11 protein-coding genes are annotated in these 14009 nt (G+C 34.2%); 8 read left to right on the plus strand and 3 right to left on the minus strand.

The genetic code is table 11. The features are described 5' to 3' along the window. Nucleotides 1–19 precede the first annotated feature (19 nt). Entirely contained in the window at nucleotides 20–1978 is a 1959-nt protein-coding gene (locus HJ01_RS10070) for a mechanosensitive ion channel family protein (RefSeq protein WP_007138287.1), read from the minus strand. Between the two features lie 50 nt (nucleotides 1979–2028). Then, nucleotides 2029–3285 carry a DUF2254 domain-containing protein gene (locus tag HJ01_RS10075; RefSeq protein ID WP_007138288.1) on the minus strand — a complete coding sequence of 419 codons (1257 nt, stop codon included), beginning with the start codon at nucleotides 3283–3285 and terminating at the stop codon, nucleotides 2029–2031. Between the two features lie 347 nt (nucleotides 3286–3632). Here HJ01_RS10075 and nadC point away from each other — a divergent pair, with 347 nt between their 5' ends. From nadC to priA, 4 genes are all read left to right on the plus strand, one after another. After that, entirely contained in the window at nucleotides 3633–4490 is an 858-nt protein-coding gene (gene nadC / locus HJ01_RS10080) for a carboxylating nicotinate-nucleotide diphosphorylase (protein ID WP_007138289.1), read from the plus strand. Nucleotides 4491–4575: 85 nt separating this feature from the next. After that, nucleotides 4576–5508 carry a YihY/virulence factor BrkB family protein gene (locus tag HJ01_RS10085; RefSeq protein WP_007138290.1) on the plus strand — a complete coding sequence of 311 codons (933 nt, stop codon included), beginning with the start codon at nucleotides 4576–4578 and terminating at the stop codon, nucleotides 5506–5508. Between the two features lie 122 nt (nucleotides 5509–5630). Next, nucleotides 5631–6059 carry a DUF2147 domain-containing protein gene (locus HJ01_RS10090; protein ID WP_007138291.1) on the plus strand — a complete coding sequence of 143 codons (429 nt, stop codon included), beginning with the start codon at nucleotides 5631–5633 and terminating at the stop codon, nucleotides 6057–6059. 45 nt (nucleotides 6060–6104) lie between these two features. Then, nucleotides 6105–8558: a primosomal protein N' gene (gene priA, locus HJ01_RS10095; RefSeq protein ID WP_007138292.1), complete on the plus strand. Its 2454-nt coding sequence runs from the start codon at nucleotides 6105–6107 to the stop codon at nucleotides 8556–8558. Between the two features lie 11 nt (nucleotides 8559–8569). On the opposite strand, the gene HJ01_RS10100 is transcribed toward priA, so the two are convergent. Then, on the minus strand, nucleotides 8570–9265 hold the full coding sequence (locus HJ01_RS10100) for a LytR/AlgR family response regulator transcription factor (protein WP_007138293.1): 696 nt from the start codon (nucleotides 9263–9265) through the stop codon (nucleotides 8570–8572). A gap of 165 nt (nucleotides 9266–9430) precedes the next feature. On the opposite strand from HJ01_RS10100, the gene rpsF reads away from it, so the two are divergent. The 4 genes from rpsF (at nucleotide 9431) to HJ01_RS10120 (ending at nucleotide 13827) form a co-directional block, all read left to right on the plus strand. Then, entirely contained in the window at nucleotides 9431–9772 is a 342-nt protein-coding gene (rpsF, locus tag HJ01_RS10105; protein ID WP_007138294.1) for a 30S ribosomal protein S6, read from the plus strand. Nucleotides 9773–9775: 3 nt separating this feature from the next. Continuing rightward, the gene (rpsR, locus tag HJ01_RS10110; protein WP_007138295.1) at nucleotides 9776–10072 is read left to right on the plus strand and encodes a 30S ribosomal protein S18; all 297 of its coding nucleotides are present in this window, start codon (nucleotides 9776–9778) and stop codon (nucleotides 10070–10072) included. Nucleotides 10073–10137: 65 nt separating this feature from the next. Further along, nucleotides 10138–10575, plus strand: a complete 438-nt coding sequence (gene rplI / locus HJ01_RS10115; RefSeq protein ID WP_007138296.1) for a 50S ribosomal protein L9 — start codon at nucleotides 10138–10140, stop codon at nucleotides 10573–10575. Between the two features lie 99 nt (nucleotides 10576–10674). Next, nucleotides 10675–13827, plus strand: coding sequence for a carboxypeptidase regulatory-like domain-containing protein (locus HJ01_RS10120; protein ID WP_007138297.1), 3153 nt, complete (start codon nucleotides 10675–10677; stop codon nucleotides 13825–13827). Nucleotides 13828–14009 lie beyond the last annotated feature (182 nt).

The following is a 14009-nucleotide window of genomic DNA, read 5'->3' on the forward strand; positions in this document are numbered from 1 at the left end:
GATTACATGCTTGACGATTTTACTGCTTATCTTGTATGGTACTTTTAAAGTTCACATTAAAAGAGGGAGCTCTATATTCCTTACCAAGATAATTTGCGGGAATTGTTGAAGTGTTTCCGTCTCTGGCAGCACGATAGTGTGGTGACATTATTTCAATACCTCTTTCGTTGCAAATATCCTGGATATTTTGGTGTAGCGTCGAGTAAATTACCGCTTGCTTGTTGGGCTCTTTTATGTAAGCATTAATTTCATAGGATACATAGAAATCATCCAAACTGGTTTGTAAGACAAATGGTTTTGGTTCCTGCAGAACTAAGTCTGTTTTTGAAGCTGCATCAATTAGTGCCTGATGCATATCCTTCCATGGCACATCATAGCCAATAGTTATTGTGGAATGGATAATCAGACCTTTTTCTGGTGCATCACTGCTGTAGTTTATAGTATGACTGCCCATAACTGTTGAGTTAGGAATGGAAATGATTTCGTTTTTAATGGTTCTGATTCGGGTTACCAATAATGATTTTTCGATAACATCACCTACCACATCACCAATTTTCACTCGATCACCAATTTTAAATAATCGCATATAAGTAAGAATTAAACCGGCAATAATATTAGATAGAGATCCTGCTGAACCAAAGGTGAATAGGAACCCTAGAAAAACGGACACTCCTTGAAATATAGGTGAATCGCTTCCGGGAAGATAAGGAAAAATCACCACTACCATAAATGCAAAAACAATAACCCGAATGATTTGGTATGTCGGGTTAGCCCAATCTGGATAAAAGCCGGATAACTCCAAATTTCCCTTTTCAATTTCATCTTTAAGGAATCGGATTGCCTTTAGCACATATCGGAAAACAAAGATGATAACCAGTATTGTAATGAGATTAGGTAAGTAATTCCAAAATCCAATTATAATTGCTTTCAGGGGATTTAAAATGTAACCAAAAAGTGTTCCTGCAAAATCCTTGGTCCATGGGAAAATTCCAAAAAGAATAGGTAGAGCAATATATACTAGTAGCAATATGAAAATCCATTTCAAAATTGTGTTTATATTAAGTAGCGCATTTACTTGTTGGCTGGAATCGAATAGAGTGAAATTTCTGATTTTTATTCCATGGATTCGTTTGCCTTCCTGATGTTTGATTTTAGAGGCCGTCCAAAGAAAAAACTTTCTTACATATTTGATTAATATACCCATGATGATTAGAACGAGCAAGGCTAACCCAATCTCTTTTGCCAGTGTTGTTAAGCTTGTTTCTTTTAGGTAGTTGTCTACTGCTTCGTCAATTAGTGTTTGGTATTTTTTGGCGAGCACTGATTTAGTAGAGTTGTTCCAGAGCGCATCATTTTCTGAAACACTCATAATAATGCTTTCGCCATAAACTAAATCAACTGTTGTTTCAGCCTCAGTAATTTTTAAAGAATCAGCTTTAAAGCTATAGTGGTCCGAAAGGGTTTTTATTCTAGTGCTAATTGCATCGGCTCTGTCTTTTGCTGAAAAGCTTCCCAATTTGCTGTATATAGTAAACAAAGTATCATTAAAAAAACCTGTTACAGGATAGCCTTTGGCGGTAAGCCGCATAGAATCAATTTGAGCCTTCTTTTCTGTCAAACGTTTGGATTCTTTCTCATTTAAAGATTGCAGTTGTTTTTGCAACTCTTCCTTTTTTAGGTTGTCGGTCGTTTTTAAAGACAGGAGTTGTGATTCAAGAGCTACTCTCTTAATAGAATCACTAATTCGCTGTCCTTCTATTACAGTTAGTTTTTTATTGAACGTTCGTATTAGCGAAGTGTTAACTGAATCATTTTGTTTATTGAGGCTATCGTCCTGTGAAAATGATACAGTCGAGAAAAGTAATAGAAACAAACTGATTGCTATCCCTTTTATCTCCCTTGAAAACAGTAGTCGGTTGCCGCGGCTCAGCAAAAAAAGACTTTTTTTATTTTGGGAAGTATTCTTATTTTCTTTCATCGATATATTCAGTTAGGGTGATTGGAACTAGAACTTTGATTTTATAATTGTTAGGTAAATAAAGATTCTTTTCTTAATACTTCCAGATCTATTTCATATTTCATTTCTAGTTTGGCCCTTGCAAAGGCTTCTTGAGAATGTAATAAAGAGGCTTTTTTCAAATCAATATTATCAATTATTGAAATGGAGCTGAAGGCTTTTTGAAGACGAATCATTACCTCAATGTTTCCAGCACCGTCTCTAGAAATAGGTCTAAAGGCATCTATAAATAAATCATCAATACTAATCTCGGGTACTGCAATCCGATCGTAAATATCTCTATCAGGATCTTTATCTGCAGAGGTTTTATCCCATAATGAAAACAAACGAACGTAGCTTCCTATGATTTGGATGGCTGTACCAGGATCATTGACTGCAGGGGATAAAGCTCTACTGGCAATTTCACTTAAGGTAATCAGTCCAAAACGGGGATCTTCATCAAAATAACGCATATCTCCCATGGTAAATGCTTTTTTTAGTTCTTTAGAATCGGGTATTTCTGAAACTGTGCTTTTTAAAAGGATATAGAATAACGGTTTGTCTAAAGTTGCAAAACTTCCGGGAATCGCATTTACCGTGATAATAGCATCCAATGTTTCAGCATTTTTTTGGAGTTTGGAGATGTTTATTTGCTGTACATAGGCTGCAGTATCGCTATATATAGCCATGCCTTTCTCTTGATTGGGATTTATTGCAATACCGTTTAAGGTGGGGAATTTAAGCCGCATTTTAATGGCATTGGTGGTGGCATCTTCGACAAGCTTAATGGTATGTCCCATCCTCCCAAGCTTTGAAATACGCTCAACCCAGCGCAAAAAAGTGACGATTACTAAAGCAAAAAAGAGTAGAGTGAACAGAAACAAGATGAAGTGGCCTGCTTTGCCATAATAACCATTTTTTAGTGCAACCATTGCTACAATACTGTAGATAAAAGATCCTATGAAAACAGAAAGAGCATTTTGAGAAACATCATCAGCAGTAATCAGTTTAAACGAACGCGGAGTGGCTGTATTGCTCGCTGCTGAAAATGCAGATATCATGGAGCCTACAGCAAAAATAGAAATCACTAACATGCTCCCTGAAATGGTGCTTAACAGTTGTTCAAGTGATTCAGTCTTGATTTTTGGTACTATTTCGTTAAGATGACTATTACTATCTGCGATGCTGGCTAGTAGCGCCCCGAAAACAGACAGAACACAAAAAATTAATGGTCTGAGCCAAAGTTTTTCTTTCAGGCGATTCAAAGCAAAAAGGATATTTTGGTTCATAGGACGGCAGTTTGGTACTAAATTAATGTTTATTTCTTACATTTCCGTAAAGGAGGTCCCTCAGTTACTAGGCTAATTATAAAATGCTATTTTTTATTTAATAATAAAGTCATGCTATCTTCATTAAATTTTCACTCTTGTTTTATATTCTTACTAAAATTTTATAAGAGCACATTTGTATAAAACGATATATTATTTACTTTTTTATCGAAAATGTATTCGCTTTTATTTAGAAACATTTCTTTTTAAGAAGCGAATATAATCATAAAGTCTCGAATCCTTAGAGAAACAAATTTTCAAATCCACAAAATATATCCTACTTTAGCGGTAGATAAATCCATGTAAAAATGATAAGCGAAGCCCAGTTTCAAGACGAGTTACAAATTTTAATTGCAAATGCTATCCGAGAAGATGTAGGCGATGGTGATCATAGCTCTTTAGCTTGTATTCCAGCTTCGGCTCAGGGGAAGGCAAAACTTTTGGTCAAAGACGAAGGGATTATTGCTGGAGTGGAATTTGCTAAAATGATTTTTAATTATGTGGATCCCAAACTTCAAGTTGAAACTTTTATTGAAGATGGAGCAGCGGTTAATCAAGGTGATATTGTTTTTCATGTGTCGGGAAGTTCACAATCTATTTTAAAGGCAGAAAGGTTGGTGCTTAACTCTATGCAGCGTATGTCAGCGATTGCTACAAAAACCAACAGTTACGTCAAATTACTAGAAGGTACTAACACAAAAATATTAGATACCCGTAAAACGACTCCTGGTTTTCGTGTTGCAGAAAAATGGGCGGTAAAACTGGGCGGAGGTGAAAATCATCGATTTGCGTTATATGACATGATCATGCTAAAAGACAACCACATTGATTTTGCGGGAGGAATTACTTTGGCTATTGCCAAAACTAAAAAGTACCTTCATGAACAAAATCGGGATCTGAAAATCATTGTTGAGGCTAGAGACCTTGATGAGGTCAAAGAAATTTTAGTTTGTGAAGGGGTTTACAGAATCCTTTTAGATAATTTTGATTACGAGGCTACAAGAAAAGCAGTTGCTTTAATTGGCGACAAATGTTTAACTGAATCGTCTGGAAACATCAATGAAGATACGATACGAAATTATGCTGAATGTGGTGTCAACTATATTTCTTCGGGAGCGCTGACTCACTCTATTTATAATATGGATTTAAGTCTGAAAGCGATTTAACTTACATTATCTTTGTATTAATTCACGAGCAAAGCTGCACACTTTGCGGTGAAAACAGGAATGCTTTAATGAAAATGTGTAATCAATGTCAGCAGAAATAGAAGAAAGAATCGAAAGAATTCCAATTTTGAGGGATTTGGCCCATTTTCTAAAAGGGGTAAAATTGCAGTGGTTAGAAGGGTTATCTCTTTATGATTTATTGGAATTATACGTTATCGGGATTGCTGAAGGCGCTTTGTCAAATAGGGCTGGCTCTATTGCATTTAGTTTTTTTATGGCATTATTTCCCTTTGCACTGTTTATATTTAACCTCATTCCATATATTCCAATAGAAGGTTTTCAGCAGGACTTTTTAAAATTTGTATCAGAAGGAGTTCCGCCAAACACCTATTACGCCATCGAGAATATCGTAGATGATATTTTGCACAATAGCCATTCAGGTTTGCTATCTTCAGGTTTTTTATTGTCTATATTACTGATGGCAAATGGATTAAATGCCATTTTAGGAGGATTTGAAAATTCGAGGCACGTTTTGGTAAAAAGAGGTTTTTTTCAGCAATATTTTGTAGCAGTAGGAATGTCTATAATATTGAGTTTTTTGCTCATTCTAACTGTAGCTATAATTGTAGTGTTTGAGGTTTTTATTCAAAAATTTACTGTTCACAATGTGTTAAACGACCAAATTCCTTTAATCGTATTAGGCCGATATGTGTTTTTGCTGTTAATGATTCTTGTGACAACATCAATACTTTTCAAGTTTGGAACTAAACATGACAAAAGCAGGTCTTTTATTTCTATTGGTTCTGTGTTTACAACGATTTTTACAATAATAATTTCTTATTTCTTTGGAATTTGGGTGTTGCGATTTTCTCAATACAATCAGCTCTATGGGTCTATAGGAACGCTATTGATATTGATGTTTTACATTTGGATCAACTGCATGATTTTGCTCCTTGGTTTTGAGTTGAATTTGGCAATAACCAACTTGAAAAAGAAAAATAAAATTGGTTTAATATAAATGGTTTCACTAATTTTATGCTAAGTTTGGTAAAAATTGGAAGCTATTTCCTGCTTTTAGCTGTATACACGCAAAAAGATGTGTAGGATGCAGCTGCTATCGGGTCTAAAAAAAAATAAATTATGAAAAAGATTATTACTGTTGCAGTATTACTTATATCTTCAATGTTCTATGCGCAAAATAATGGAGTAACTGGGAAATGGAAAACCATAGACGATGAAACCGGTCAGGCTAAGTCAATCGTTGAGATTTACGAAAAATCGGGAAAAATATATGGAAAGGTAATCGAGATTTTTGATACTGAACACAAAAAAGATTTATGCAAAGACTGTTCTGGGGAGGATGCTAACAAGCCAATTCTTGGATTGACGATTATAAAAGGACTTTCTAAGGACGGTAATGAATATAGTTCAGGAGAGATCATGGATCCTAAAAATGGCCGTCATTACAAATGTACAATCGTTTTACAATCTAAAGATAAACTTAAAGTTCGCGGATATATTGGATTCGCATTATTAGGTAGAACTCAATATTGGTACAGGGTTAAGTAATTTCTGTTTCAAAAAAACTAATCTTATTCACACAATACTCAGAGAATGCCTTTTTTTGCCGAAGTAATTTTACCGCTCTCCCTTGCCAAAACATTCACTTATAGCGTTTCGGAGGCAGAATATAATTACATCAATAAAGGAATGCGTGTAGCTGTGCCCTTTGGAAAAAGCAAAATTTACACTGCATTGGTTATTGATATCCATCAAAGTCAACCCACATTATATGATGCTAAGGAAATTCATCAAATTCTTGATGAAAAGCCTATTGTAACCGAAATTCAGATTGCCCATTGGCAATGGATCGCATCCTATTATATGTGTGCAATAGGTGATGTATATCGAGGTGCTATGCCTAGCGCGTTATTACTCGAAAGCGAAACTATAATTTCTCAAAAAACAGATGTTTTTGTTGATGAAAGTCTACTTTCTGACGATGAATATTTGATATATCAGGCGCTACAACAGCAATCATCTCTAAAAATACAAGAAATAGTAGCTATTCTAAATAAGAAGAATATTTTTCCTGTTATTCAAAAATTGATTGACAAGAATATTTTGGTTCTTCAGGAAGAAATGCTCGAAGGCTATAAACCCAAGTTAGTCAGGTACGCTCGTTTGCATTCTAAATATCAATCAAATGAAGGATTAGGTGAGTTGTTGGAAAAGTTAAAAAGTGCCAATAAGCAAAAGGAAATCGTGTTAACTTTTTTTCAGCTTAGTGCCTCTGAAAAGAAACCTATTACCGTAAAAAAGTTGGTAGAGGCTGCTAATTCTACTCCGGCAACCGTAAAAGCGTTGATAGAAAAAGAAATTTTTGAAGATTATTTTATACAGGAAGATAGAGTCAATTTTTCAGATAAAACAAAAGAAGAGCAGTTGCAGTTAAGTGATGGTCAACAAAAAGCTTTTGATGCGATTAAAACCAGTTTCATCCAGAAAGAAGTTTGTCTATTACATGGGGTGACATCAAGTGGAAAAACGGAGATATACATTAAGTTGATTGAAGAATATCTCGCCACAGGTAAGCAAGTGTTGTATTTATTGCCGGAGATTGCCCTTACAACACAATTAGTATCAAGGTTAAGTGTTTATTTTGGAAACAAAGTAGCTGTTTTTCATTCGAAATACAATAATAATGAACGTGTCGAAGTTTGGACACAAGTGCTGAGAAACTCTGAGAAAGCACAAATTATAATAGGAGCAAGGTCAGCTTTGTTTTTGCCGTTCCATGATCTTGGATTTATAATTGTCGATGAAGAACACGAACAGACTTTTAAACAAGTAGATCCCGCACCACGATATCATGCTCGTGACGCAGCTATAGTTTTGGCTAGTTTTCATAAATCAAAAGTGTTGCTTGGCTCGGCTACGCCGAGTATTGAAACGTATTTTAATGCCAAATCAGATAAATATGGCTTGGTAGAAATTAGCGAACGTTATGGCAAAGTGATGATGCCTGAAATCGAGCTGGTAGATTTAAAAGATAAATATTTTCGCAAGAGAATGAAGGGGCATTTTAGTGACTCTTTAATTGAGGGGATTGCTACTGCCGTTTCATTAGGGGAACAAGTGATTTTATTTCAAAATAGGAGGGGATATTCGCCTTTACTTGAGTGTATGACCTGTGGGCACGTTCCGCATTGTCAACAGTGTGATGTAAGTTTGACTTATCATAAACATAAAAATCAATTGCGCTGTCATTACTGTGGTTACTCTATCGCTAAGCCTACACGGTGCCATAGTTGTTCTAGTGTCGATTTGACGACTAAGGGTTTTGGAACAGAACAAATCCAACAGGAATTGATGGAGTTGTTTCCTGATAATAAGATTGGTAGAATGGATCAGGATACCACTCGCGGTAAATTTGGATTTGAAAAAATCATTGAAGGTTTTAAAAACAGAGATGTCGATATTTTAGTTGGAACCCAAATGCTGGCCAAGGGACTTGACTTTGATAATGTAAGTTTGGTAGGTATCATGAATGCGGATAATATGTTGTATCATCCAGATTTTAGAGCCTTTGAAAGAAGTTTTCAGATGATGGTACAGGTTTCAGGACGTTCAGGACGTTCTGAAAAGCAAGGGAAAGTTATTATTCAAACCTATAATCCGAATCACAATACGATACAGCAAGTAACAAACAATGATTATCTGGGTATGTACAATGAGCAGTTATATGATAGGCAGATTTACAAATACCCACCTTATTTTAGGATAATAAAACTTACGCTTAAGCAACGAGATTTTGATAAGTTGAAGGAAGGCGCCATGTGGCTTTACCAGGTGATGAGTTCAAACTTGAATATGCCAGTGCTTGGTCCTGAGGAACCAGCTATTAGCAGAATCAGAAATGAATATATAAGAATTATTATAATTAAAATTCCGCATAATATTTCAGTGGCAGGCACAAAAAAAACTATTCAGAAAATGTTGAATAGTTTTGATGCAGTTGCTCAATATAGAGCTATTAAAGTTTCGGTAAATGTCGATTTTTATTAAAAAGTAGTTTTTTATGCAAATGATAGGGCTTTTACTAGGTCTTCTTTTTTGTTTCTACTCAATGGTATTTTAGTAACACCAATTTCTGCAAATTTACTATTGAAGCGTTCTACTTTGTCAACATTAATGATGTATGACTTGTGCACCCTTACAAATTTCTTCTTAGACAAATCGTTTTCAAAAGATTTCATTGTAGAAAGTACAAGGTTGCTATCGTCATCAGTAACAACTCTTACGTAGTCACCAAAAGCTTCAATCCACTTGATTTTAGAAGTAAAAATTTTCAATTTTTTCAAATTACTTTTGATAAAAATATGTTCTCCTTCTTCTTCTTTGGTATCTTTCTTTAATAAGTATAAGTCAATGGCTCTTTTTACGGAAGCATTAAATCGATCAATTGCTATTGGTTTTTGAAGATAATCAGTGGCATCATAATCAAACGCTTTCATCGCATACTCCGCTTTAGAGGTAATAAAGATAATTTGTGGTTTTATTTTTAATCCATCTAGGAAGTCAAATCCACTAATAACCGGCATCTCAATATCTAGAAATATTAAGTCTACATTATGTATAGACATGCAGCTTCTAGCTTCAATAGCGTTTGAAAAATCGCCTATTAAATGTAAATTCGGGTGATTATTAACTAATTTTGCAATGATCATTCGTTGTATCGAACTATCATCGACTACGACACAGTTTAGTTTCATGACAATATCATTTAAGATTTGGAATAGTAAATATATAGTTTATTTTCTAATTTAACAAAACATTACGATGAGTTTTTGTAGTTCAACGATTAATTAGAAAAAAATATTGCTCATTAAAAAAAATTGAGTATTTTTGCACCCAAATTAACAAATAAATAAATATTTATGAATCATTATGAAACTGTTTTCATTTTAAATCCCGTTTTATCTGATGTTCAGGTAAAGGAAACAGTAAGCAAATTTGAAGATTTTCTTACTACTAGAGGAGCCGAAATGGTATCGAAAGAGGACTGGGGCCTAAAAAAAATGGCTTACGAAATCCAAAATAAAAAAAGTGGTTTTTATCACTTATTCGAATTCAAAGTAGCTGCAGAAGTTCTTATTGCTTTTGAAACAGAATTTAGACGTGACGAAAGAGTTATGCGTTTCTTAACTGTAAGTTTAGACAAACATGCTATTTCTTGGGCTGAAAGAAGAAGAACAAAATTAAAATCTCAAAAAGCTTAAATCATGGCTACATTACAACAATCTGCTTCAGGAAAAAAAGACGGAGATATCAGATATCTTACTCCTTTAAACATAGAAACTAACAAAACTAAAAAGTACTGTCGTTTCAAAAAATCAGGTATCAAATATATTGATTATAAAGATGCTGATTTCTTATTGAAATTTGTAAACGAACAAGGGAAAATTCTTCCTCGTCGTTTGACTGGAACTTCATTAAAGTACCAAAGAAAAGTTTCTGTTGCTGTGAAAAGAGCACGTCACCTAGCTTTAATGCCATACGTGGCGGATTTACTTAAATAATATTTTAACTCAGTTGTTGGTTTTCTGAAACATGAAACCTAACTTCTATAAAAAAGGACAACAACATGGAACTTATACTTAGACAAGACGTTCAAAATTTAGGATTTAAAGATGATGTAGTAACTGTGAAAAATGGTTATGGTCGTAATTTTTTAATTCCACAAGGTCACGCACATTTAGCAACATCTTCTGCAAAGAAAGTATTAGCTGAAAACCTAAAACAAAGAGCGCACAAAGAAGCAAAAGTTGTAGCAGATGCAAATGCATTGGCTGAAACTTTAAAAGCTATCGAAATTAAAATTACTGCAAAAGCAGGTGGAGAAAAATTATTCGGTTCAATCACGAATATTGATATCGCTGATGCTTTAGCAAAAGGTGGTCAAGTAATTGACAGAAAATTCATCACTAGCGGTATCGTTAAACGTACTGGTAAATATGCAGCTAGCGTTCGTTTACACAGAGATGTAATTATCGAATTGCCTTACGAAATTGTTGCTGAATAATAACATTCTGTTAACAATTTGTTAAAAAGATATTAAAATCACCCTCAGGGGTGATTTTTTTTTGTCTAATTTCGCGGATATAAACTCATATCCATAGAAATGAAAAAAATTATTGTTTTATTGTTTTTTGTTTTTGGTTTTACCTCAATGGTAGCTCAAACTACAACTTCCAGTATTAAAGGAACTGTAAAAAGTTCAGATTCGGAATCGCTTCCAGGAGCGACTATTTATGCTACTCATACTCCAACAGGATCTAATTATTCAGCATCATCGAATGCTGATGGGAGATTCAATATGTTGAACATGAGAGTTGGAGGTCCATACAAAGTTACTGTAACTTATGTTGGGTTTCAAACACAGGTTTTTAATGAAGTTTACCTTGAATTAGGAAAACCATTCAACTTAGACATTTTGTTGAAGGACGAAAGTCAGCAACTAAACGAAGTTACAATTACCGGTTCGAAAAACAAAGTTTTTCAAAGCGGAAGAACAGGTGCTGAAACTACTATTGGTAGAAGAGAATTAACGGCTTTGCCTACAATCTCTAGATCTGCCGAAGATTTTACACGTTTAGAGCCTTCAGCAAGTGGTGGTTCTTTTGGCGGTAGAAATGATCAATACAACAGCTACTCATTAAATGGAGCTGTTTTTAATAATCCTTTTGGATTAGATGCAGCAACTCCAGGTGGACAAACTGGTTCTCAACCAATTTCCTTAGATGCAATAGACCAAATTCAGGTTGCGACTGCTCCTTATGATGTTACATTATCTGGATTTACGGGTGCTTCTGTAAATGCAGTGACAAAATCAGGTACGAATGAATTTCATGGAACTGCTTATGCTTTCTTTAGAAATCAAGATCTAACTGGTAGTAAAATCAACGGAGAGAAAATTTTTGTTCCCTCTTTAGAGCAAACTCAGGCAGGGTTTAGTATTGGCGGGCCAATCGTAAAAAATAAATTGTTCTTTTTTGCGAATTATGAAATAGACAATAGAAGTGACTTAGGTTCAAATGTTATTGCTAATGATGGCAACGGTACTACCGGAGTAAATGAATCTAGAGTTTTGGCTACGGATTTAATGCATGTGTCTACAGAATTAGGTAAGTTAGGATACAATACTGGAGCATATGAAGGTTTTACTCATAATTCGGATTCAAATAAAGGGATAATTAAATTTGATTGGAATATAAATGACAATCATAAATTAGCTGTTATTTATAATTTTTTAGATGCATCGAAAGATAAGCCTGCACATCCTACTGCTATCAAGCGTAGAGGACCAGATAATAATACAATGCAATTTCAAAATTCTGGTTACCAGATAAATAATAAATTAGATTCGTTTTTAATTGAGTTAAATTCAAAATTTAGCGAAACAGTTTCGAATAAATTACAGGCGGGTTATACTCATTTTAATGATTTTAGAAATCCATTTTCTAGTCCTGCACCTGCGATTAATATCGTAAAAGATGGTTCTGCTTATATTATTGCTGGTCACGAACCATTTTCAATCAATAATACATTAGATCAAAAAGTGTTACAAATTACGGATAACTTAAGTTACGTAACTGGAAATCATGCATTCACTTTTGGTTCTTCATTTGAAAAATACCAATTTAAAAATTCGTTTAATTTAACGGGGTACGGTTTTGATATTTTTGGAGATGTTACTTTAGCTCAATTTGATACTAATATTAGTAATGGATATTATGCTGGTGCTATTGCTGCTGCGCAAAACACTTTTGATACAAAGAGTTCAATTGAACCAGGTACTGATGGCGGATGGAAACTAGCGGAGTTAAATGTTGGTCAATTGGCTTTCTATATGCAAGATGAATGGAGTATTAATGATGACTTTAAATTATCTTTAGGAGTAAGAGTTGATAAACCGTTGTATTTTAATACATCAGATTTAATTCAGAAATATATCGATACTGATAATGGTGCTTCAAGAGATAATAGCACTCTTTATTATAATCCAAATACTCGTACTAATGAGGCTTTAATTTCTACAACTTTACCGTCTAATAAATTACTATGGTCTCCAAGACTAGGATTTAATTGGGACGTTAAAGGTGATAAAACAACTCAAGTTCGAGGTGGTACTGGAATTTTCACAGGAAAACTTCCTTTTGTATGGTTAGGAAATCAAGTAAGTGGATCAGATGATGGTTTCTTACAACTTATGGATAAAGATTTTGAATGGCCACAAGTATGGAGATCTAGTTTGGGTATTGATCACAAGTTTGAAAACGGTTATATCGCAACTATCGATTTATCTTATAATAAAGATATCAATGGTGTGCATGTTCAAAATTGGGGATTAATCGAGCCTACCGGTACCTTGTTAGGTGCAGATAGTAGAGCTATTTACAACTCTGGCGATAAAGGGGTAAACAGTGGTGCTTATGTTATGACTAATTCTAATAAAGGATATGTTGTTAATTCTTCTGTAAAATTACAGAAGAACTTTGATAATGGTTTGTTTGCTAGTTTAGCTTATAACTATTTGGTTTCTAAAGATGTTAACTCTATTGAAGCCGAGATTACAGGTGATGCTTTTGCATTTAACCCTGCTTTAGGAAATGTAAATAATGCTGTATTGTCAAACTCTAAATACGGAGATACACACCGTTTTATTGGGGTAGCATCAAAAAAATGGAAGTATGGTGCTAACGACAAGTGGGCAACTACTTTTTCTACATTCTTCGAATATGCTCAAGGTGGACGTTTCAATTATACATATGGGGGCGATATCAACAATGATGGTGCTTTTGGGAATGATTTAATTTATGTTCCTACAACTAACGAGATTGCTACTATGGCCTTTACAGGAACTGTTACTGAAGCACAACAGCAAAGAGCAGCATTTGACGCATTTATCGGTCAAGATGATTATTTAAGCGGAAGAAGAGGGCAATATGCAGAGCGTTACGGTGCTTTAGCGCCATGGAGAGGAAAATGGGATGTAAAATTAATGCAAGATTATAACTTTAAACCTTCTTCAAGTTCTAATAAAACAAATACAATTCAATTTAGTGTTGATGTGTTGAACATAGGTAACTTACTTAATTCTGATTGGGGATTAGTACAGGTTCCTACAACTGTGCAACCTATTGGCGTTTCTGTAGATCAAACTACAAAAACACCAACCTATAGTTATAATGGAACACAAACTAAAACATTTAATTACGACGCTAGTTTATTGTCAAGATGGCAAGCGCAATTTGGAATTAGATATATTTTCTAAACCAGAGTAATAATAAAAATTGAAAAGCCTTCTTGAAAAAGAAGGCTTTTTTTGTTTAAAAATTTTAAATTTGCAATCCTAATTTCAATGTTACTTAGATGTTGAAATTATAATTAACGAAAGTTGAATTCACAAGACTATAGAATTGATTTCGATTCTATAGTCTTGTGAATTCTAAAAAT

The sequence above is a fragment of the Flavobacterium frigoris PS1 genome (assembly GCF_000252125.1).
Classification (GTDB): domain Bacteria; phylum Bacteroidota; class Bacteroidia; order Flavobacteriales; family Flavobacteriaceae; genus Flavobacterium; species Flavobacterium frigoris_A.

Excerpts from the sequence above, each read along its gene's own strand:
- nadC (WP_007138289.1), top strand. The coding sequence starts at position 3,633 with ATGATAAGCGAAGCCCAGTTTCAAGACGAGTTACAAATTTTAATTGCA.
- rpsF (WP_007138294.1), top strand. The coding sequence starts at position 9,431 with ATGAATCATTATGAAACTGTTTTCATTTTAAATCCCGTTTTATCTGAT.
- HJ01_RS10090 (WP_007138291.1), top strand. The coding sequence starts at position 5,631 with ATGAAAAAGATTATTACTGTTGCAGTATTACTTATATCTTCAATGTTC.
- rplI (WP_007138296.1), top strand. The coding sequence starts at position 10,138 with ATGGAACTTATACTTAGACAAGACGTTCAAAATTTAGGATTTAAAGAT.
- HJ01_RS10100 (WP_007138293.1), bottom strand. The coding sequence starts at position 9,265 with ATGAAACTAAACTGTGTCGTAGTCGATGATAGTTCGATACAACGAATG.
- HJ01_RS10070 (WP_007138287.1), bottom strand. The coding sequence starts at position 1,978 with ATGAAAGAAAATAAGAATACTTCCCAAAATAAAAAAAGTCTTTTTTTG.
- priA (WP_007138292.1), top strand. The coding sequence starts at position 6,105 with ATGCCTTTTTTTGCCGAAGTAATTTTACCGCTCTCCCTTGCCAAAACA.
- HJ01_RS10120 (WP_007138297.1), top strand. The coding sequence starts at position 10,675 with ATGAAAAAAATTATTGTTTTATTGTTTTTTGTTTTTGGTTTTACCTCA.
- rpsR (WP_007138295.1), top strand. The coding sequence starts at position 9,776 with ATGGCTACATTACAACAATCTGCTTCAGGAAAAAAAGACGGAGATATC.
- HJ01_RS10075 (WP_007138288.1), bottom strand. The coding sequence starts at position 3,285 with ATGAACCAAAATATCCTTTTTGCTTTGAATCGCCTGAAAGAAAAACTT.
- HJ01_RS10085 (WP_007138290.1), top strand. The coding sequence starts at position 4,576 with ATGTCAGCAGAAATAGAAGAAAGAATCGAAAGAATTCCAATTTTGAGG.